This is a genomic window from Pantoea sp. E956-1 (assembly GCF_982223955.1).
This window is the reverse complement of sequence record NZ_CEUYZP010000006.1, coordinates 52,591-72,280: the sequence shown is the minus strand read 5'-3', so window position 1 is coordinate 72,280 and position 19,690 is coordinate 52,591. Positions and strand designations below refer to the sequence as shown.

At 57.0% G+C, this 19,690-nt stretch carries 15 protein-coding genes; 3 read left to right on the top strand and 12 right to left on the bottom strand.

The window, feature by feature from the left end:
- Nucleotides 1-72: 72 nt before the first annotated feature.
- Complete coding sequence (gene gorA, locus AC0T7J_RS15650) at nt 73-1,425, top strand: glutathione-disulfide reductase (protein WP_473795375.1); 1,353 nt, start codon at nt 73-75, stop codon at nt 1,423-1,425.
- A gap of 283 nt (nt 1,426-1,708) precedes the next feature.
- On the opposite strand, the gene AC0T7J_RS15645 is transcribed toward gorA, so the two are convergent.
- The 5 genes from AC0T7J_RS15645 to AC0T7J_RS15625 all read right to left on the bottom strand — a co-directional run bounded on the left by AC0T7J_RS15645 (nt 1,709) and on the right by AC0T7J_RS15625 (nt 7,821).
- Nucleotides 1,709-2,101 carry a winged helix-turn-helix domain-containing protein gene (locus tag AC0T7J_RS15645; RefSeq protein ID WP_473795275.1) on the bottom strand — a complete coding sequence of 131 codons (393 nt, stop codon included), beginning with the start codon at nt 2,099-2,101 and terminating at the stop codon, nt 1,709-1,711.
- Between the two features lie 1,100 nt (nt 2,102-3,201).
- Nucleotides 3,202-4,098: an alpha/beta hydrolase gene (locus tag AC0T7J_RS15640; protein ID WP_022623984.1), complete on the bottom strand. Its 897-nt coding sequence runs from the start codon at nt 4,096-4,098 to the stop codon at nt 3,202-3,204.
- Between the two features lie 745 nt (nt 4,099-4,843).
- Nucleotides 4,844-5,188, bottom strand: coding sequence for a hypothetical protein (locus AC0T7J_RS15635; protein WP_473795274.1), 345 nt, complete (start codon nt 5,186-5,188; stop codon nt 4,844-4,846).
- Between the two features lie 22 nt (nt 5,189-5,210).
- Nucleotides 5,211-6,557, bottom strand: coding sequence for a cation:proton antiporter (locus AC0T7J_RS15630; RefSeq protein ID WP_473795273.1), 1,347 nt, complete (start codon nt 6,555-6,557; stop codon nt 5,211-5,213).
- Nucleotides 6,558-6,618: 61 nt separating this feature from the next.
- A complete protein-coding gene (locus AC0T7J_RS15625) occupies nt 6,619-7,821 on the bottom strand; it encodes an MFS transporter (RefSeq protein ID WP_473795272.1) in 1,203 nt (400 codons plus the stop codon).
- 93 nt (nt 7,822-7,914) lie between these two features.
- On the opposite strand from AC0T7J_RS15625, the gene AC0T7J_RS15620 reads away from it, so the two are divergent.
- Complete coding sequence (locus AC0T7J_RS15620; protein ID WP_473795271.1) at nt 7,915-8,883, top strand: LysR family transcriptional regulator; 969 nt, start codon at nt 7,915-7,917, stop codon at nt 8,881-8,883.
- A gap of 34 nt (nt 8,884-8,917) precedes the next feature.
- On the opposite strand, the gene AC0T7J_RS15615 is transcribed toward AC0T7J_RS15620, so the two are convergent.
- The 7 genes from AC0T7J_RS15615 to AC0T7J_RS15585 form a co-directional block, all read right to left on the bottom strand.
- Entirely contained in the window at nt 8,918-9,421 is a 504-nt protein-coding gene (locus tag AC0T7J_RS15615; protein WP_010253431.1) for a TIGR00645 family protein, read from the bottom strand.
- Nucleotides 9,422-9,475: 54 nt separating this feature from the next.
- Nucleotides 9,476-12,151: a two-component system sensor histidine kinase KdpD gene (gene kdpD / locus AC0T7J_RS15610; protein WP_010671497.1), complete on the bottom strand. Its 2,676-nt coding sequence runs from the start codon at nt 12,149-12,151 to the stop codon at nt 9,476-9,478.
- Between the two features lie 225 nt (nt 12,152-12,376).
- The gene (kdpC, locus tag AC0T7J_RS15605; RefSeq protein ID WP_473795270.1) at nt 12,377-12,943 is read right to left on the bottom strand and encodes a potassium-transporting ATPase subunit KdpC; all 567 of its coding nucleotides are present in this window, start codon (nt 12,941-12,943) and stop codon (nt 12,377-12,379) included.
- 10 nt (nt 12,944-12,953) lie between these two features.
- Entirely contained in the window at nt 12,954-15,002 is a 2,049-nt protein-coding gene (gene kdpB, locus AC0T7J_RS15600; RefSeq protein WP_099257753.1) for a potassium-transporting ATPase subunit KdpB, read from the bottom strand.
- Nucleotides 14,999-16,687 (bottom strand): potassium-transporting ATPase subunit KdpA, encoded by a 1,689-nt coding sequence (kdpA, locus tag AC0T7J_RS15595; protein WP_473795269.1) that lies wholly within the window; start codon nt 16,685-16,687, stop codon nt 14,999-15,001. The genes kdpB and kdpA overlap by 4 nt, the downstream gene beginning before the upstream one ends.
- Nucleotides 16,687-16,776, bottom strand: coding sequence for a K(+)-transporting ATPase subunit F (gene kdpF, locus AC0T7J_RS15590; RefSeq protein WP_010253443.1), 90 nt, complete (start codon nt 16,774-16,776; stop codon nt 16,687-16,689). The genes kdpA and kdpF overlap by 1 nt, the downstream gene beginning before the upstream one ends.
- 108 nt (nt 16,777-16,884) lie before the next feature.
- Nucleotides 16,885-18,051 (bottom strand): HD-GYP domain-containing protein, encoded by a 1,167-nt coding sequence (locus AC0T7J_RS15585; protein ID WP_473795268.1) that lies wholly within the window; start codon nt 18,049-18,051, stop codon nt 16,885-16,887.
- 435 nt (nt 18,052-18,486) lie between these two features.
- Here AC0T7J_RS15585 and AC0T7J_RS15580 point away from each other — a divergent pair, with 435 nt between their 5' ends.
- A complete protein-coding gene (locus AC0T7J_RS15580) occupies nt 18,487-19,497 on the top strand; it encodes a hypothetical protein (RefSeq protein ID WP_473795267.1) in 1,011 nt (336 codons plus the stop codon).
- The last annotated feature ends 193 nt before the right edge of the window (nt 19,498-19,690 follow it).

Genomic DNA, 19,690 nt, shown 5'->3' with positions numbered 1-19,690 from the left:
AAACTTTGCGTCATTTCGACCCGCAGCGTTACACTCAACCCCAATTTTTTAAGCAACCGGATGGATACTTCAATGACCCGACATTTCGACTATCTCGCCATTGGCGGCGGCAGCGGCGGCATCGCCTCGATTAACCGTGCAGCTATGTATGGCCAGAAATGCGCCCTGATTGAAGCGAAAGAGCTGGGCGGCACCTGCGTGAACGTGGGCTGCGTGCCGAAGAAAATCATGTGGCATGCTGCGCAAATCGCCGAAGCGATCCATCTCTACGGGCCGGATTATGGCTTTGACACCACCGTGAATCGTTTCGACTGGGCCACGCTGGTGAAAAACCGCAGCGCCTATATCGATCGCATCCACAACTCCTATGACAACGTGCTGGGTAAAAACAACGTTGAAGTGATCAAAGGCTTTGCCCGCTTTGTCGATGCGCACAGCGTTGAAGTCAACGGCGAGATTATCTCGGCTAACCATATTCTGATCGCCACCGGTGGTCGTCCGGCCCACCCTTCTATTCCGGGTGCGGAGTACGGTATTGATTCTGATGGCTTCTTTGAGCTGGATGCGCTGCCAAAACGCACAGCCGTCATCGGCGCAGGCTACATCGCGGTCGAGCTGGCGGGCGTGGTGAATGCGCTGGGCTCGGAAACCCACCTGTTTGTGCGTAAACATAGCCCGCTGCGCGACTTCGATCCGCTGATCACCGAGACGCTGGTGGAAGTGATGAACAGCGAAGGCCCGGCGCTGCACACCGAATCTATTCCAAAAGCTGTGATTAAAAACGGCGATGGTAGCCTCACGCTGCAGCTGGAAAACGGCAGTGAATATACCGTCGATTGTCTGGTCTGGGCGATTGGCCGTGAGCCAGCCAACGATAACCTCAATATTGACGCCGCGGGCGTCGCACTGGACGACAAAGGCTACATAAAAGTCGATAAGTTCCAGAACACCAGTGTGTCAGGCATCTACGCCGTGGGCGACAATACCGGTGCGGTTGAGCTGACGCCGGTCGCGGTCGCGGCAGGCCGTCGTCTCTCTGAGCGTCTGTTTAACAACAAACCGGACGAGCATCTGGATTACAGCAACGTGCCAACCGTTGTCTTCAGCCATCCGCCGATTGGCACCGTGGGACTGACCGAGCCGCAGGCGCGCGAACAGTATGGTGACGATCAGGTGAAGGTCTATAAATCGTCGTTTACCGCCATGTACACTGCGGTCACCCAGCATCGTCAGCCGTGTCGCATGAAGCTGGTTTGTGTGGGTGCAGATGAGAAGATTGTCGGCATTCACGGTATCGGATTTGGCATGGATGAGATGTTGCAGGGCTTCGCTGTGGCGCTGAAAATGGGTGCCACTAAAAAGGACTTCGATAACACCGTGGCGATCCACCCGACAGCAGCAGAAGAGTTCGTGACGATGCGTTAATTCCCCGAACAGAATACTATTGCTAAAAACTGGTCATTAAGGCCAGTTTTTTTGCAACTGCGCTTAACGGAAAATCAATACACCCGCTGACGCGAAATGTAAAACCTGCGTTTCTCTTCATATTTTCAATACCCAGCAACAGCCTGGTTGATTAACAGCGGAAAAACCGAACCGACAGTAATTAAACCCATTTATGTATGAAATTATTTAATGACTACCGATTATATTTACAGGCCCGGCGTCCATTTCCACAGGATTATCGTTAGTTAATTTATCTCTGTGTTTAATGAATGCCTGAAGTGACACGACTGCTAAATAGCCTCTCCACACTGTCGCTTTTGAGGAGATAGCCTTTCTTTGAGACTCTCAGGATCACATCATCACTTAAACCCAGAAAAAAGAGCTTCGACTTTAAATTAGACATAACCTGCCAGACCCGCTGCGTAGAAGAACTCAGTCCATGTTTATCCCAAACGTTCTCCATAAGTTCCGAATCCGTGACAACATTGACGGTAGCATTTTCAAAAAGATACTCTAATACGTGCGACATGGTTTTTCTCAGGATGATATCTTCACCATACCCATTCAGACAAATTAGTCGCTTTGTCTTGTGTAAATAAACCACGTCCCCTTCAATAAGATAGCCAATAAAATTTACTTCATTACCCGGTAGCATGATGTTCTCCAGAACAATGATGAAAACAAGATAATAACTTTTATTCAGGTATTTAAAAAACATCACTTCATTATTTATACATTACTTTTAAATGAGCCATGGCCACGCCTTGCCATTGCTCCTGTTCTGTTAAAGCGATGCCTCGATGATCGTCACGCATATAGCCCTTTGTTGTGTGTTAAAATCAAAACTATCCACCTCGACATATCGTTAAGAAAAAGTAATAATAAAATAAATCTATTCTGGCGGAGAAGCAGACTGACCTTAATACTCATCCGACAGAATGCGATAAGATGTTGTTGCTTATCCTCACCGGCAAGAAAGCCTTAAATATTTCTTCGATAAATCAGAAACCACCGATAAACCGACCAGCATGGATTGCTATCTGATTTGCCTCATCTTATGCGTAGCAGTTATGAAATCATCTAATGTTAACGAAGACAATAAAGTGGGATTTTTATTTTAGTTCAAAACTTACGGGTTTTATCACGACCATCTGTAGCAGAATCAGCCAAAATAAAGCTTAAAAGAAGAATCGCTTTGGATTGACATACTATTGTGTCATCCGAACACGCCCGCCGCAACGCTTTCATTAGTTTTTTTATAATCCATAGGAAATGATATTTCTGGGCAACTTTTGATCTGTATCAACTGGCAATATAGCGATGGAAAAACCAAAGTAATGGCGTGAAAACAGAGGTAAAGGATATCAGATTCGAATACTCTTTTCGTCAAAATCAATCAGATACGTATATTTATTAAGGTAATTATTAAAGGATCCTTATTTAGCTATTTTGTACCGTGCTAACGGCACGAGATTATCATCTCATTGTATCCAGAGTCAGAAATAAGCGTGCGTACCCGCTAGCCCCGTACACCATCGTTAACGTGATAAATAAAAATGCGTTATTAATACACCCTGACCTGACAGTGCAGTCCGCTGATATCAATATTGAGGGTCTGGATTTAGGGATTTAAGATGACAGAGAGCGCAGCATTAACCGGGGCCGGGACAAAGGAACACCTTCAATCTGGTAACCCCGCGCCAGGCAGGGGGAGAACTGATACACCGGTGCAGCAACGCACCGCGCCAGTGCAACTCAGCTCACGCGATCCAGCCAGCGCACATAAGCCTGATCCCACAACGCTGCTGGCGTGCCCGCCTTGCCAAGACCAAAGCCATGCCCGCCTTTGCTGATCTGAATCAGCTCAACCGGCACACGGTTGCGGCGACAGGTGTCGCGCATCAGCTCGGTGTTAAAGGGATTTGAGGTGTGATCGTCCTCGGCCTGCGCCAGAAACGTCGGCGGATATTGCCGGGTCACGTAGTTCTGCACTGACCAGTTCGCCTCATCCTGCGGCGTAGCATTTTTACCAACCATCATCAGATGGGTATTGGTGTGCTGGTAAGGCGCTTCCAGCGTAATGACCGGATAGATCAGGCCGACGCTGTCGACTTTCGGCACCACTTCATCCAGCGGATCGATGGCCGGATAGGACTCAAAGTCCGGTCGCGCCGCCGCCAGCCCCAGCAGATGTCCACCTGCAGAGAAGCCCAGCACATGCACCTTGCGCTCAAAGGATCGCACCAGCCGGATGGCACGCTGCGCATCCTGCAGCGGTGCCAGCCGCCCCGCCTGCCACTTCTCATGCGGCAGCCGGTAGCTGAGCACATAGGCGGTGTAGCCATTGGCATTGAGCCAGCGCGCGACCGGCCAGGCTTCACGTCCCATGCCGATCCAGCGATAACCGCCACCCGCTGCAATTAATACCGCTTCGCCATTCGGATTTTCCGGTTTGAAGCGCTGAATCGCCGGGCTGACGATATTTGACCAGGAACCGGTGCTGTTAATATGCAACTGGCCCGATGGGCCGCCGCCGCCGGGCGGATCGTCCGGCCAGAGGGGAATAATGTCATCGCGGGCAAATATTTTGCCGGTGGTCATGGAGAGCCCGAGCGCCCCCGTGCCGAGAATAAAGCGTCGACGCGTAATCATAATGCCTGTTATGTGATACCAGAAGAGTGAGCAAACCGTTGCGGCAGGCTGCAATAGAATTAACAGATGCAAGTCGGGTGCCATGGCTGGCGATTATGTACGCAATGGCCCCTGAAAAGCCATAAAAAAACGCGCCCGGCAGGCGTAATGTCAGTCAGTTAAGCGACAGGTGATAACGCAGTCTGGTGCCGGGCAGGGGCTGGCGGTCCTCGCGCCGCTGCGCGGTTCCTTCACTTCATTCCTCTGCCTGACGGACCGCCGGGGATGGCACATCCTGTGCCGCCCCGCCTTTCGCCCGCGTCCTGCGGGCTCTCCTGGCAGACTCATTCTGTTCAGCGCTGCGGATTACCTGCCCCTGCCCGGCCCCAGCCTGCTCTGAAACTTCAGTGTGTATTGTTAAAAAGGGCACGAGAGTGGAGGCCTGAGCGCCTCTGCTGCTGAAAGGGCTATCCGCAGCGCTGAGGCGTGACGGCGGGCCAGAAGTCCACGCCGGGAAGCGTGGACAGGTCGGGGCCGGCCAGGGAGGGCCGATCCCCGAACGGTTCGTCGGCACGGCGTCAAAGCCGAAGGTACCGCGTGAGCGGCGCGAGGACGGCCCGGCAGCAGCAGAGGTGCGCTGGCCCGCACTGCGGCTGGCTCGCCCGGAAAAAAAAGCTGCCACGTTTGACCGTGACAGCCTTTACAAATTTAATCTTAACTGATCAGTATTAGCCCGGCAGGCGCGTTTTTATTTAATCCGATGCGGTTAATCTTCCTGCTGGAACTGCGCCATCACGGCCTGCTCACACTGCTGTTCGTTGACGCGCAGTTTGGCACGCTCATCATCACCCAGCTGCAGCCAGGCACTGGCCACTTCACGCGCGGACTCTTCATCAAACTCGGGCTGATTCATCGCCGTCGGCGACTGGCTGCGCGCCACGGTTGTCTTCATCTGCTCGACATACTGATCCGCGCTGGCGACCTTTTTCTCGCCGCTGACAAGGTGGCATAGCTGACTGGCATAGACATTCTGCTCAGTGTCAGCGGTGTCCGCCGCCAGCGCGCTGCCGGTGGCGAGCATGCTCAGCAGCACTATCTGAGTTACTTTCATTCTTAACTCCTGTTAGTTCGGGTTAAACCTTACGCTGAAGGGCTTCAAGGCGTTTCTGACGCCAGTTCAGCAGCGGTGACACGGTGGTGCCGTGGACCACCACGCTGCAGACCACCAGCGTTAACGCCATATTGGTCATAATTTCCATCTGCGGGCCTTCCATACCGTGCGTCCAGGCATAGGCGATGTAGTTCAGACTGCCAATCCCGCGAATGCCCAGCCAGCCAATCAGCAGACGCTGCCCCAGCGGCAGTCCGGCGCGCAGCGTCACCAGCCAGACGGCCAGTGGCCGCACCACCGCAAACAGCACCAGACCGATCAGCACGCCGTAGATGTTCCAGTGTTGCGCCAGCGTCACGCCCAGCACCACCATCATGCCAGCCGCCAGTAAACGTTCAATAGTATCGCCAAAAGAGAGGGCGTCGCCTACCACAAACCCTATCGACTTCACCATATTGTTGTCGCCCTGATGCGCCAGGCGTTTGTTGGGATTCACCAGCGCCTCAGAGGGCAATACGCGCTCGTCCTCAGAGAGATCCTCCGGCTGATGACGACGGAACACGCCCATCTCAGCACGACGTAATCCCAGCCCGGCGGCGAAGGCAGCCAGGAAGCCGGAAGCACCCAGCCACTCCACCAGTGAATAACTCAGCGCAATCAGCGCCAGCGCCAGAAAATCGTTGGGCGCTACGTCGCCATTGGCATTGCGCAGTCGGGTCGCCAGCAGGCCAATCAACTGCCCCAGAACGAAACCGATGATCAGACCGCCGCCAATTGCCCAGAGCACCTCTACCGCACCCCAGTGCGCCAGCATCGCCACGTTCAGGCTTTCGCCATTAAACAGCAGCAGCGCCAGCATCAACAGCGGCAGCGCGGAACCATCATTCATGCCCGCTTCGCTGGAGATCGCCACGCGCAGCGAGTCATCATCCTGCGCATCGTTAACCGAGATTAAACTCGCCAGCACCGGATCGGTTGGCGCGACAATCGCACCAAACGCCAGTGCAATCGGCCAGTCTAATCCTACCAGGAAGTGCGACAGCAGGGTCATTGCGGCCACGGTCAGCAGCATCGCGGGAAAAGCCAGTTTCAGCCCGGTGTGCCAGCAGTTGTTCTGCAGCGGCTGACGCAGCTTGAGGCCGGTGATGAACAACGAGGCAGCCATGGTGATTTCAGTAATGTGCGCCACGGCTTCGGAATGGGTGACGATATCGATGTGGATAACATCAAATCCCCACGGGCCGCACAGTATGCCTGCGATAAGGAACAGACCAAATGAGGTGACTGGCCCCCGGTGAATCCAACCGGAAGCCAGCGACATGAGCAGCAGAAGGCCGCCCGTGGCTGCTGTCCAGGCTAAAAAGTTCATAACACTCCAGATTATTTCGGGTTTATGAATAAGCCTGGCACATTTTTTGACGGGCGAGGTGTCAGTTTTTCAGGTGACGACTGGCGAAGCGGACCGCCAGTGCGGCTGCACCGGCTAAGGTCGAGAGCGCAACCACGCCATTCCAGCCCCAGTGTGCCAGCGCCAGACTTCCCAGCGCTGCACCGGTAGCCATACCGATAAACACCACGGTAAACAGCAGCGCATTCAGGCGACTGCGCGCTTCCGGCGCCAGGCCATAGACCAGCGTCTGATGCGCCACCAGCGTGGCCTGCACCCCTAAATCGAAGCCGATGGTGCAGAGGACAATCAGCGCCAGCTGGGCCGGCAGCGGCAGCAGCGGCAGCAGAAACATCAGCGCAAAGGAGATCGTTACCAGCGCGGCGCCAGCCTGCGTGACCCTTGCCGGACCGATGCGGTCAGCAAAACTGCCCGCCAGCGGTGCCGCCATAGCACCCGCCGCACCAGCTAAACCAAACGCCCCGGCCACGGCACTGTCCAGATGAAAGCGGTCGCTGAGCATTAACGCCAGCGTCGACCAGAAGGCGCTAAAGCCCACTGACAGCAGACCCTGAGCCAGCGCGGCACGACGCAGCGTCTGATGGTGACGCCACAGGTGCACCAGCGACAGCAACAGGCGCGGATAGCTCACCGAGGTGCCTGGCGCAAAACGCGGCAGCACCCGCCACAGCGTGAGCGTAATCAGCAACACCGCCAGCGCGGCGATCATATACATGGTGCGCCAGCCGAAATACTCTGCCACTACCCCGCTGACCACCCGCGACAGCAGGATCCCCACCAGCAGCCCGGTCATCACCGTGCCGACCGTTTTACCCCGGCTGCGTTCCGGTGCCAGCGCCGCCGACGCGGGCACAATATCCTGCGCCACCGTGGCGGTCAGGCCGGTAACGAAGCTGGCAATCAGCAGTGCGCTGAGTCCACCGGAAAAACCACACAGCAGCAGCGCCGCCACCAGCATTAAGCCTTTGATAAAGATAATGGTGCGCCGGTCATGGCGATCGCCCAGCGGAGCCAGCAGCAGGATGCCCAGCGCATAGCCCGCCTGGGTCAGCATCGGCACCATGCCGACCGCGCCAATACCAGCGTTAAACTGCTTGCTGATGATATCCAGCATCGGCTGGCTGTAGTAAATCGACGCGACGCTGAGTCCGGCACCGGCGGCCAGGGTAAACACCAGCGGCGTGGAGAGCGATTCATTTTGGGTCTGGGTCTGTATGGCTGACATGCTGTGATCCTCATCATTTCGTACAGCCATTAAAGCGCATCGCGGTTATACGCGGTAGACTGACATCAGGCAAAACCGTTATGCGTGGTGCGTATGAACAACCCTAACAGCAGCGATCGCATCGATCTGATGCAGACGTTTATCCGTATTGTCGAGAGCGGCAGCTTATCCGCCGCCGCCGTGCAGCTCGGCACGACACAACCCACCGTCAGTCGGCGATTGCAGACCCTGGAGCAGCGGCTGGGCCTCAAGCTTATCCTGCGCACCACCCATGCGCTGAAGCTTACCGATGATGGCGAGCGCTGCTATGCCCAGGCGCGGCAGCTGCTGGCGACCTGGCATGCGCTGGAAGATGAGCTGACCGGGGCCAGCGATGACCCGGTCGGTACGCTGCGGGTTCGTGCCCCGCACGCCTTTGGTCAGGATCAGCTGATCGCCCCGCTGGTGGACTATCTGCACCGTTACCCCCGGCTCAATATTGAGTGGATGCTGAATGACCGCACGCCCGACTTTATGGCGGAGAATGTGGACTGCGCCATTCAGGTCGGCGCGCCAACCGATCCTTCGGTGGTGGCGATACTGCTGGCAGAAGTCCCGCGTATTGTGGTGGCGGCCCCGCACCTGCTGGCGCAGCAGCCGCCGATAGAGCGGGTTGAACAGCTGCGCGATCTGCCGTGGCTGGCACTGACCAGTTTTTACCGTAACGAAGTGGCGTTGCAGAAGATTGACGACGGCCAGCCGGTGAACCTGGCGATTACACCCCGGCTGAGCAGCGACAGTTTATATGCGGTGCGCAAAGCGGCACTGGCGGGGATGGGAGCCGCGATCGTCTCGTCATGGGCGGTGCAGGAAGATCTGGCGGATGGCGGCCTGGTTCAGCTGATGCCCGCATGGCAGGCACCGCCGCTGCCGGTGTGGCTGACCTATCCCTGGGCGAGTTACTACCCGGCCAGGCTGCAACACTTTTTTGCCATGATCAAAGAGGTGATGCCGCAGCTGGCGGGCACGCGTCCGGCCTCGCAGCCAGCGGGTCGTTCAGGGGGAACAGAGCGGAAAGGGTAAAGCAGGCGCCCGCCTCAGCGGGCCGCCAGAGAGGTTACTTCGGTTTTTTATCGCTGCGCGACATCTGATCCAGCCACCCCATCACAAAGGCGGAGAGCACAAAGGTCAGGTGGATAATCACGTACCACATCAGCTTGTCGTTTTCGACGTTGCGCGCTTCCATAAACACCCGCAGCAGGTGAATCGAGGAGATGGCGACAATGGAGGCGGCGACTTTGTTTTTCAGCGAGCCGGAGTCCATCTTGCCCAGCCAGCTCAGCTTCTCTTTATCTTCGTCGATATCGAGCTTAGAGATGAAGTTCTCATAACCCGACAGCATCACCATCACCAGCAGGCCGCCAACCAGCGTCATATCCACCAGCGACAGCAGCAGCAGGATCAGATCGTTTTCCGCAATGCTGAAAATGTTGGGCAGCAGGTGGAAAATTTCCTGGAAAAATTTAATGGTCAGCGCCAGCAATCCCAGCGAAAGTCCAATGTAAACCGGGGCCAGCAACCAGCGCGATGCATACATCAGGTTTTCGGTAAAACGTTCCATACAATCCCACGAATAATCAAACAGGTCCGGGAGTATAACCGATCAACTGTGAAGTTATTTCAGCCCTTCGTCAGAAATTTCAGGGACCGGCGGCAGCGGCAGCGAGAGACGAAATGCCGCGCCGCCTTCGGCCCTGTTCTCTGCCCAGATCTGGCCGCCGTGGCTCTCGATAATGGTTTTACAGATTGCCAGACCCAGCCCGACGCCCGGCACCGCCGACTCTTTGTCGCCCCGCCAGAATTTATCGAATATCCGGCTTAAATCGTCTTCGGCAATGCCCGGTCCGCTATCCCAGACCGAAATCTCCAGCCGTGATGCCGCACGCCAGGCGCGAATGCCGCGTGGTGCGCTGTTACCGGCATACTTCAGGCTGTTCTCAATCAGGTTGGTGAAGACCCGCTCCAGCAGCGTGCTGTCGCCTTTGATCAGCACGATGTCGTCTGGCAGATCGAGCCGGACCTCATGCCCTTTCAGCGACGGTGCCATGCTGCTCAGCGCCCCGCCGACCACCTCTTCCAGCGCCAGCCACTCCTCACGCAGATTGAGGCCGCCCGACTGAATGCGCGCCATATCCAGCATGTTACTTACCAGCCGGATGGTGCTCAGCGTCTGCTCGCGGATCTGACTGGCCTGCGGCACATATTTTGAGTTGTCGCTGGCCAGGTCGAGCATCAGCATTTCCGCCTGACCAAACAGCACGGTCAGTGGGGTGCGCAGGTCGTGAGACAGCGCCGACAGCAGCGCATTGCGCAGCTGTTCACGCTCCGCCGAGAGCCGGGACGCCGCCTCGCTGTGCGACAGCGCCATCCGCTCCAGTGCGTTAGCTATCAGCACCGTAAAGGTTTCCACCAGCCGCTGCTGCTCGGGGATCATCAGCTGACGCAGGTTCTGCGGCTCCACCACCAGCAAACCCCGGCAGTGCGCGCCGCTTTTCAGCGGCAGGATCTGATAAGGCACCGCCGGTAAGGTATCGGTGCCGGCACCCGCAGGCTGGCCTTTGCTGTAACTCCATTTAGCAATCGCGCGATCCGGCTCGCTGGCCGGTAACGCATCGCCCACCGGTTGCAGTTCGCCCTGCTCATCCGGCAGCAGCAGCAGGCAGCGCGCCTGTAACGTGGCATCCAGCACCCGCTGGCTGGTGGCGGCAATATCCTGCGGCGTTAACGCACTGCCCAGCGATTTCGCCATCTCATAGAGCTGGCGCGCCCGCTGCTCGCGATAGCGCGCCACCCGCGCCTGATAACGCACGCCTGCCGTAAGATTACCGACGATTACGCCCACCGCCAGCATCACGCCAAAGGTCACCAGATATTGCAGATCGGAGACCGCCACCGTGCCGGTGGGGGCAACAAAGAAAAGGTCAAAGGCGACGATATTCATTACCGTGGCGATCACCGACGGCCAGCGACCATAGCGCAGCGCCACGATCACCACCGCCAGCAGATAGATCATTACGCAGTTGGCGGGATCGAAACCGATCAGTACCGACTGTCCGGCGGCGGTCACAAGGATACAGAGCACCAGCGCCATCATTACGCCGCGCAGCTGAATACGCCATTTTTCGCTGGTGACGCGGCCATCCGGCAGCGGATGCGGCGCATCCTTCAGCGGCTCATCCAGCGCCACCACCAGCAGGTCGAGATCCGGCCCCAGCTGGCCGAGCCGTTCGGCAAAACTGTCACGCCGCCAGCGACGCAGCGGGCGACGACCGGTGACGATTTTACCCAGATTGTGTGCGCGGGCGTAACCCAGTACCGCTTCGGCTTCATCGGGCTCAGAGAGGGTCGCGGTTTCCGCGCCCAGCTCCTGTGCCAGCTGTAACGTGCGCAGAATCGCCCGTCGCCGCGCTTCCGGCAGCCGGTGCAGCCGGGGTGTTTCGACATAGACCGCGTGCCATTCACTGCCAAGCCGCGCCGCCAGACGGGCGGCGGTGCGCACCAGCTTTTCACTGCCGCTGTCGTCGCCAATGCAGAGCAGAATGGCGTCGCGGGTGTGCCAGACGCGTTCCCGTCCCTGCTGATCGCGCCAGGCGCGCATCTGATCATCCACCCGATCGGCGGTGCGACGCAGGGCCAGCTCACGCAGGGCGAACAGGTTACCTTTGCGGAAAAAGTTTTCGATGGCGCGTTCCGCGCGGTCGCCAATATAGACTTTGCCCTCTTTCAGCCGCTGCCGCAGATCGTCGGGCGGCAGATCGACCAGCACCACTTCGTCGGCGCTGTCGAAAAAGGGATCGGGTACGGTTTCGCGCACCTGAATGCCGGTGACGCCGCCCACCACATCGTTGAGGCTCTCAAGATGCTGCACGTTGACGGTGGTCAGTACATCGATGCCCGCTTCCAGCAGCTCCTCAATATCCTGCCAGCGCTTGGGATGGCGCGAGCCCTGCACGTTGGTGTGCGCCAGCTCATCCATCAGAATCACCGCCGGATGGCGGGCCAGCGCGGCATCAAGATCAAACTCCGCATGACGCGAGCGGCCGGTTGCGCGACGCGGCAGCAGAGTTAACCCTGTCAGCAGCTGCGCGGTTTCCGGCCGGTCATGGGTTTCTACCACGCCGATTAAGACATCCAGACCCTGCGCGCGCAGCCGCTGTGCCTCCTGCAGCATGGCGTAGGTTTTACCCACGCCAGCACAGGCACCAAAGTAAATTTTCAGCTGCCCGCGATGAGTCTCGCGGTTAGCCTGCAACAGCGCGTCGGGATCGGGACGCTGGGGTTCGTGGTTCATCGCTTCCTTAGAGCCTATGCCAGTAGGCGTAATTGTTGCAGACAGTCTGGACACGGACAGCGCGGAACAATCCGTAGTACATGTAGTACGTGAGGATGACTCGCTGCGCTCGCCCCTTCAGGGCCGCCCTGACGGGCGTTCAGGTTGCTAAAGCAGCCTGTGTGAGCACTGCCCAGGTTCAGACTGACAAATAAAATAGCCTGATGGGCCAGGCTCTTAACACCATTACAGTTCGTTGAGCGCCATATTCAGCTGCAACACGTTGAGGGTCGGTGTGCCAAGGAATGGCAGCAGCGGACGATGCGTCATCTTATCTATCAGCGCCTCGACCTGCGGCAACGGCAACTGGCGACTGGCGGCGATACGCGGAGCCTGCCAAAGAGCGGCCTGTGGCGAAATATCCGGGTCCAGTCCGCTGGCTGACGCGGTGACCAGTTCAACCGGCACGGCGGCCGGTGCCTTCGGATTCGCGGCCCGCAGCGCAGCGACGCGATCGGCTACCGCTTTGTCCAGCGCCGGGTTGCTGGCGGCCAGATTGCTGCCCCCTGAAGCCAGCGGATTATAAGGTTTATCACCACTGGCTGAAGGGCGGCCCCAGAAATAGTTGGGCTGGGTAAAGTTCTGGCCAATCAGCGCCGACCCGCGCGCCACGCCATCCTCCTCCAGCAGCGAGCCGCTGGACTGGGACGGAAACAGCCACTGCGCCAGACCGGTGGTGAGCAAAGGATAAACCACGCCGGTAACAAGCGTAAGCAGCAACAACAGTAAAATTGCCGGACGTAACTGACTCATTTTTCTCTCCTCAGGCCATGCCTGAAAACACTAACAGCAGATCGATCGCTTTGATGCCGACAAACGGCACCAGCAGGCCACCCAGACCGTAAATCAGCAGGTTGCGGCGCAGCAGCGCAGCAGCGCTCAGTGGGCGGTAGCTGACGCCTTTCAGGGCCAGCGGGATCAGGAAGACAATCACCAGAGCGTTAAAGATCACCGCCGACAGAATCGCACTGGCTGGCGAGTGCAGGTGCATCACGTTAAGCATGTTGAGCTGCGGATAGGTCGCCGCAAACGCCGCCGGAATGATGGCGAAATATTTCGCCACGTCGTTGGCGATACTGAAGGTGGTCAGCGAACCGCGCGTCATCAGCATCTGTTTACCAATGTGCACCACTTCCAGCAGCTTGGTCGGGTTCGAGTCGAGATCGACCATGTTACCCGCCTCTTTCGCCGCCTGAGTACCGGAGTTCATCGCTACCGCCACATCCGCCTGCGCCAGTGCAGGCGCATCGTTGGTGCCGTCGCCGGTCATCGCCACTAAACGTCCTTCCGCCTGATACTGGCGGATCAGCGCCAGCTTGGCTTCCGGCGTGGCCTCTGACAGGAAGTCATCCACGCCCGCTTCCGCGGCAATCGCTGCGGCCGTCAGCGGGTTATCGCCGGTGATCATCACCGTTTTGATACCCATTTTGCGCAGTTCGGCAAAGCGCTCTTTAATGCCGCCTTTGACGATATCTTTCAGCGCCACCACGCCCAGCACGTTCGCACCCTCTGACACCACCAGCGGCGTGCCGCCACCGCGTGCCACCTCTTCCACCTGCGCATTGACCTCGGCCGGGAAACGGCCATGGTTCGCTTCGATGTGGCGACGTACCGCATCGACCGCGCCTTTGCGGATCAGTCGATCCTGCACGTTTACGCCGCTCATGCGGGTCTGCGCAGAGAACGGAATAAAGCTGGCACCCATGCTGCTGAGATCGCGCTCACGCAGATTAAATCGCTGTTTCGCCAGCACCACGATGCTGCGCCCTTCCGGCGTCTCATCGGCCAGCGAGGCAAGCTGCGCGGCATCGGCCAGCTGCTCTTCGCTGACGCCCGGCGCGGGCAGGAACTGGGTCGCCTGACGGTTACCCAGCGTGATGGTGCCGGTTTTGTCCAGCATCAGCACATCCACATCGCCTGCGGCTTCCACCGCACGCCCGCTGGTCGCAATGACGTTAGCACCCAGCATCCGGCTCATCCCCGCCACGCCAATCGCCGACAGTAAGCCACCGATGGTGGTCGGGATCAGACAGACCAGCAGCGCCACCAGCACCGTGATGCTGACCGGCGTTCCGCCCCATGCCGAGAACGGCCAGAGTGTCACGGTCGCCAGCAGGAACACGATGGTCAGTGATACCAGCAGGATGGTCAGGGCAATCTCATTCGGCGTTTTACGGCGTTTCGCGCCTTCCACCATGGCGATCATCCGGTCAAGGAAGGTTTCGCCCGGGTTGGCGCTACAGGTGATCACCAGCCAGTCAGAGAGAATGCGGGTCCCGCCGGTGACGGAGGCGAAGTCACCGCCCGACTCGCGGATCACCGGTGCGGACTCACCGGTAATGGCGCTCTCATCCACCGAGGCACCGCCCTCCATCACTTCACCGTCGCAGGGGATGATGTCGCCGGCTTCCACCAGCACGGCATCGCCTTTGCGCAGCTCATCGGCACTGACCTGCTGCCACTCGGCGCCATAGCGCGCCGCTGAGAGTTTTTTGGCAAAACTGGTTTTTTTTACGCCTTTCAGGCTGCTGGCCTGGGCCTTACTGCGCCCTTCTGCCAGCGCCTCCGCCAGGTTGGCGAACAGCACAGTGAACCAGAGCCAGACCGCAATCGCACCGGTAAAGCTGGCGCTGCCGCTGATCCGGCCGGTCAGCATCGCCAGCGCCAGCAGCGAGGTCAGAATGCTGCCGAGGTAGACCACAAACATCACCGGGTTTCGGAACTGTACCCGGGGATCGAGCTTTTTCACTGCATCCCAGGCCGAGGTACGCAGCAATGCTGCGTCAAATAACGCCTGTTGTTGACGACTCATGAGGATTGTCCCTGAACAAGTTGCAGATGCTCAGCCACCGGGCCCAGCGCCAGAGCAGGAATAAAGGTCAGTGCACCCACCAGCAGCACCGTGCCGATCAGCAGTCCGATAAACAGCGGACCGTGGGTTGGCAGCGTGCCGTTACCCACCGGCTGCACTTTTTTCACCGCCATCGCACCGGCAATCGCCATCACCGGAATGATGATGCCGAAGCGGCCCAGCAGCATGCAGGCAGCCAGTAGCAGGTTCCAGAACGGCGTGTTAGCACTCAGGCCGGCAAAGGCGCTGCCGTTGTTGTTGGCCGCCGAGGAGACCGCGTAGAGCACTTCGCTGAAGCCGTGAATGCCGGGATTGGCCATGGCACTGCGTCCGGCGTCGGTCATCATCGCCAGGGCGGTACCGATCAGCACCAGCGCCGGTGTGACCAGAATCGCCAGCGCGGTCATCTTCATCTCCCAGACGTCGATTTTTTTACCGAGGAATTCCGGGGTACGACCGATCATCAGCCCGGCGATAAACACCGCCAGCAGCACAAACAGCAGCATGCCGTAGAGACCGGCACCGACGCCGCCAAACACCACTTCGCCCAGCTGCATCAGCCACATCGGCACCATGCCGCCCAGCGCGGTAAAGGAGTCGTGCATGGCATTCACCGCACCGCAGGAGGCGGCAGTGGTGATGACCGCGAACAGGCTGCTGTTAAGAATGCCAAAGCGCGTCTCTTTACCTTCCATGTTGATGGCGCTGTCAGCACCCAGCTGGAGGAAGTGCGGGTTGCCCTGCAGTTCGGCCCACATGACGACCGATACCGCCGCCACAAACATCAGCGTCATCGCCCACAGCAGCATGTGGCCCTGACGACGGTCACGCACGCTTTCGCCAAACGCGAAGCAGAGCGCCGCCGGGATCAGGAAGATGCTCAGCATCTGCACCAGATTAGTCAGCACCGTCGGGTTTTCAAACGGATGAGAGGAGTTGGCGTTAAAGAAGCCGCCACCGTTGGTGCCCAGCATTTTGATCGCTTCCTGCGACGCCACCGGTCCCATCGACAGCGTCTGCTGCACGCCTTCCAGCGTGGAGAAACTGTGATAAGGCGCGAAGTTCTGAATGGTGCCCTGGCTGACAAAGAACAGCGCCATCAGCAGGCTGATGGGCAGTAAGACATAGAGCGTAATGCGCGTCAGGTCGCGCCAGGCGTTACCCAGGGTCGCAGAGCTGCGATTGGCGAAGCCACGGATCAGCGCAAATGCCACGGCGATACCGGTCGCGGCTGAGAGGAAATTCTGCACCGTCAGGCCCACCATCTGACTGAAATAGCTCAGGGTGCTTTCGCCGCTGTAGGATTGCCAGTTGGTGTTGGTGACGAAGCTCACGGCGGTGTTCAGCGCCAGATGCCAGCTCAGGCCAGGCAGCTGCTGCGGATTCAGCGGCAGCGCGCCCTGCATCAGCAATATTGCCAGCAGCACCATGAAACCCAGCGCATTGAACAGCAGAATCGCCAGCAGGTAGTGCGGCCAGCGCATGTCCGACTGTTGCGCGCCCAGCAGTCGCCACAGCGGCGCTTCAAGGCGGGCAAACACCGGCTTGTCAGCCACTAACGAGGCCAGACCCCGTCCGAGCGGCTGCGCCAGCACCATCAGCAGCAGCAGATAAAATGCGATGAGTAAAAAAGCATTGGCCGCCATCAGAAGGCCTCCGCATTTAACAGGGCATAGATCAGATAGCCCAGTAACAACACCACCAGCACAATGCCGGTTATTACGCCCACGCTCACAGGAACCTCCAGAGGATTGGATTTATGGCTTAGCTTGCGCGGAGGCGTATAAAGAAGGGGTTAAAATGCAGCGGGCGGGCGTAAAAATAGTGTAAAAATGGCGAAAAATCAGGCGACTTCCAGTGCCCAGATACGATTGAGATCGACGTTACCCCACAGCGTGCTGTCCTCTGCGCCCACAATGCTGTCGGTGCAGAAGCTGTCGCCGAGGTCGAGCTCTTCCGGTTTCACTTCACGCTGGGCGTGCAGCGACCAGAAGACATGTACGCAGGGACGCATCAGCGATTTTTCACCCGCTTTCACCACCAGCGCCACCCGGCCGGAAGCCAGACGCACCAGCGATCCCACCGGATAGATGCCGATGGTCCGCACGAAGGTGTGCAGCAAGGCAGGGTCGAAATGGCCGCGCCAGCTCAGCATCTGGTGCATCGCCTCGGCGGGTGTCCAGCCGTTGCGATAGGAGCGGGTCGAGGTCACGGCATCATAGACATCACACACTGCCGCCATGCGGGCGTAGAACGAAATCGCCTCGCCTTTCAGGCGATGCGGATAGCCGCTGCCATCATATTTTTCATGATGGTGCAGGGTGATATCGAGCAGATCGTCATCGGCGTCCGCTTCTATCAGCATCTGCGCACCGACCACCGGATGCTCACGCATCACCCTGAACTCCTCTTCAGTCAGCTTGCCCGCTTTGTTCAGGATCGCCAGCGGCACGGCCGCTTTGCCGACATCATGCAGTAAACCGCCCATGCCCACCCGACGCAGTTCCTGCTCATCCAGCCCGAGTTTTTTACCCAGCGCAATCATCAGCCCGCAGACCGCCATGGAGTGCAGATAGGTGTAATCATCATGGTTTTTCAGGCGCGCCACGCTCAGCATGGCGGAGGGTTCACGCGTGATCGATCCGGCGATTTCATCCACCAGATCCATCATATAATCGAGCTTCAGGCCGTTACCCAGCCGCGCTTCGTTGAACATCGCCAGCACTTTGGGTTTGCCCTGCAAAAAGATTTGCTGTGCCTGATCCAGTTCCTGGAAAAACGGGGTGCGGCCAATGGTTCTCTTCGCGACCGGGGAGGCGATCGGCGCCTGCACCGATCGATCGAGGTCGATCCAGAGCTGGCGGATCCCTTCAGTGCGAAGCATGGCGATTTGTCGGGGATCGGTGATCAGCATCTCATTATGAATGCGCTGGTCTTTTATCCACCAGACCTCCAGCTTGTGGATAAACATCCCTGGACGCAATTCATCAATGGTAATCAGCTTTATCACGCTATCACTCCTTAAGATTGGCGGGTGGTAAGGTGATATCGGCAGCTGGACAAATTTTCTTCAGGCTGTTTTGTGCGAAGGTGAGGGTCTGGTGAGTGGTCAGAGGAGAGGCCAACTCTTCAGACAGAACAATAAATCGGTGTCCAGGTCCAGACTGAGCAGGACAACAAATCCATAATCATCCATGGAAGATTATGGATTTTCCCTTAACAGCCAGATCGTTAAACGGATTATTTATGACTTAATGGATCGTCCTGACTGCAAGAGCAAAGATTCGAACATTCTCTGTCAGTGTGACGAAAGCACTCCTAACCCTAAACAATAGTTTTTGCGTAACTCAATAGAATTATTTATATTTATGACGCATATTTTTTGCTTAGCAGTGGTACTAACAATAGGATAATAACCCTGTTTTAAATGACGGAGAATGGATGCATGGCGAAGAACTTAGCCCCCGGATATTGTGTAGTGGAACGTCCCGGTACACTTGAATATCAGGCGCGGGAACTATTCAGAGATACACGTTCACCCGCTACCAGCCTGTTTATGAAACTTAATGCAGATACTCCGTATCTTAAGCCAGGGCAAATCCTGATTGTGGCTGACTCCGATACACCCAATCAGCTTACAATGCAGATGCTGACAACGCTCCGTCAGGCTAAGAATAAAACTAATGCGGCATTGATTGGTGTGAACGACGATGACGCCAGTTTTATGCAAAAACATTATGGAACGATTGCCGCACTGACAGGTGCCGGAGACAAGATTTTTAGCACTGCAGGAGATGCGGGTGAAAAATATTTTAGTGCTATTGAACAAACTCTGAAAAAAATCGAAGTCAGCTACCAGAATCAGTTCCGCACACAGGGTTCTCTGATAGGCCAGCAATTCTTTGTTGAGCGTAATCAGCTACTACAGCAGCTTAAAGAGCTGGTCAATAAGCCGCTGTTAAAATCCCTTGCACGTTATACTGTAAAATTCCAGCAGTATGACAATATGAAGCGCGCATTAAATCTCTCCAGCCGCTCGATAGTGCATGAATGGTCTACCGTTGGGATAAGTGGCATTCCAGGGTATTCATACTATGTCGGTAACGCAGCCAGAGCTGCGCGTTTTTTAAAGACTGGCGGACTCATCGGGATTGGATTCGCTTTTGCAGGCACGACTAATGATGTGGTTGATGCATGCAGCAAAGCGCGTGAGGATGAATGTGGAAAGATTGCCGTTAAAGACTACTCAAAATTTGCTCTCACTACAGGTGGTGGGATGTTGGGTGGCGTATGGGGTAGCTCTGCCGCATTAGCTGGCTGTGCGGCTATTGGAATAGCAACAGCGGGCGCGGGTGGTGTTGCATGTGCAGTTGTAGGGTCGGTCGCCGGTGGTGTTGCAGGTAGTTCAGGCGTCGAAACTATAATTAATAAAATTGCAGAATATTATGATAACTAATAAATTGCTGGCTGGTACTTCATTATTTTTTGGTGGGCTGGGATGCGGCCTTCTGATTCTGTCGCTTATAATATATTTAATTAAACGACAGGATTATTATAATCTGGTCTCTTCTTACAGAGAGAAATATACGTTCCCCGGCCCCTGTTCATTTTATTATATGACTGGCTTCTTCGGAGTATTTCCGGTTTTA

Coding starts and splice junctions, on each gene's coding strand:
- AC0T7J_RS15645 (WP_473795275.1), bottom strand. CDS start 2,101: ATGCTACCGGGTAATGAAGTAAATTTTATTGGCTATCTTATTGAAGGG.
- AC0T7J_RS15640 (WP_022623984.1), bottom strand. CDS start 4,098: ATGATTACGCGTCGACGCTTTATTCTCGGCACGGGGGCGCTCGGGCTC.
- AC0T7J_RS15625 (WP_473795272.1), bottom strand. CDS start 7,821: ATGTCAGCCATACAGACCCAGACCCAAAATGAATCGCTCTCCACGCCG.
- kdpC (WP_473795270.1), bottom strand. CDS start 12,943: ATGAGTCAGTTACGTCCGGCAATTTTACTGTTGTTGCTGCTTACGCTT.
- AC0T7J_RS15615 (WP_010253431.1), bottom strand. CDS start 9,421: ATGGAACGTTTTACCGAAAACCTGATGTATGCATCGCGCTGGTTGCTG.
- kdpB (WP_099257753.1), bottom strand. CDS start 15,002: ATGAGTCGTCAACAACAGGCGTTATTTGACGCAGCATTGCTGCGTACC.
- kdpA (WP_473795269.1), bottom strand. CDS start 16,687: ATGGCGGCCAATGCTTTTTTACTCATCGCATTTTATCTGCTGCTGCTG.
- kdpD (WP_010671497.1), bottom strand. CDS start 12,151: ATGAACCACGAACCCCAGCGTCCCGATCCCGACGCGCTGTTGCAGGCT.
- gorA (WP_473795375.1), top strand. CDS start 73: ATGACCCGACATTTCGACTATCTCGCCATTGGCGGCGGCAGCGGCGGC.
- AC0T7J_RS15635 (WP_473795274.1), bottom strand. CDS start 5,188: ATGAAAGTAACTCAGATAGTGCTGCTGAGCATGCTCGCCACCGGCAGC.
- AC0T7J_RS15620 (WP_473795271.1), top strand. CDS start 7,915: ATGAACAACCCTAACAGCAGCGATCGCATCGATCTGATGCAGACGTTT.
- AC0T7J_RS15630 (WP_473795273.1), bottom strand. CDS start 6,557: ATGAACTTTTTAGCCTGGACAGCAGCCACGGGCGGCCTTCTGCTGCTC.
- AC0T7J_RS15580 (WP_473795267.1), top strand. CDS start 18,487: ATGGCGAAGAACTTAGCCCCCGGATATTGTGTAGTGGAACGTCCCGGT.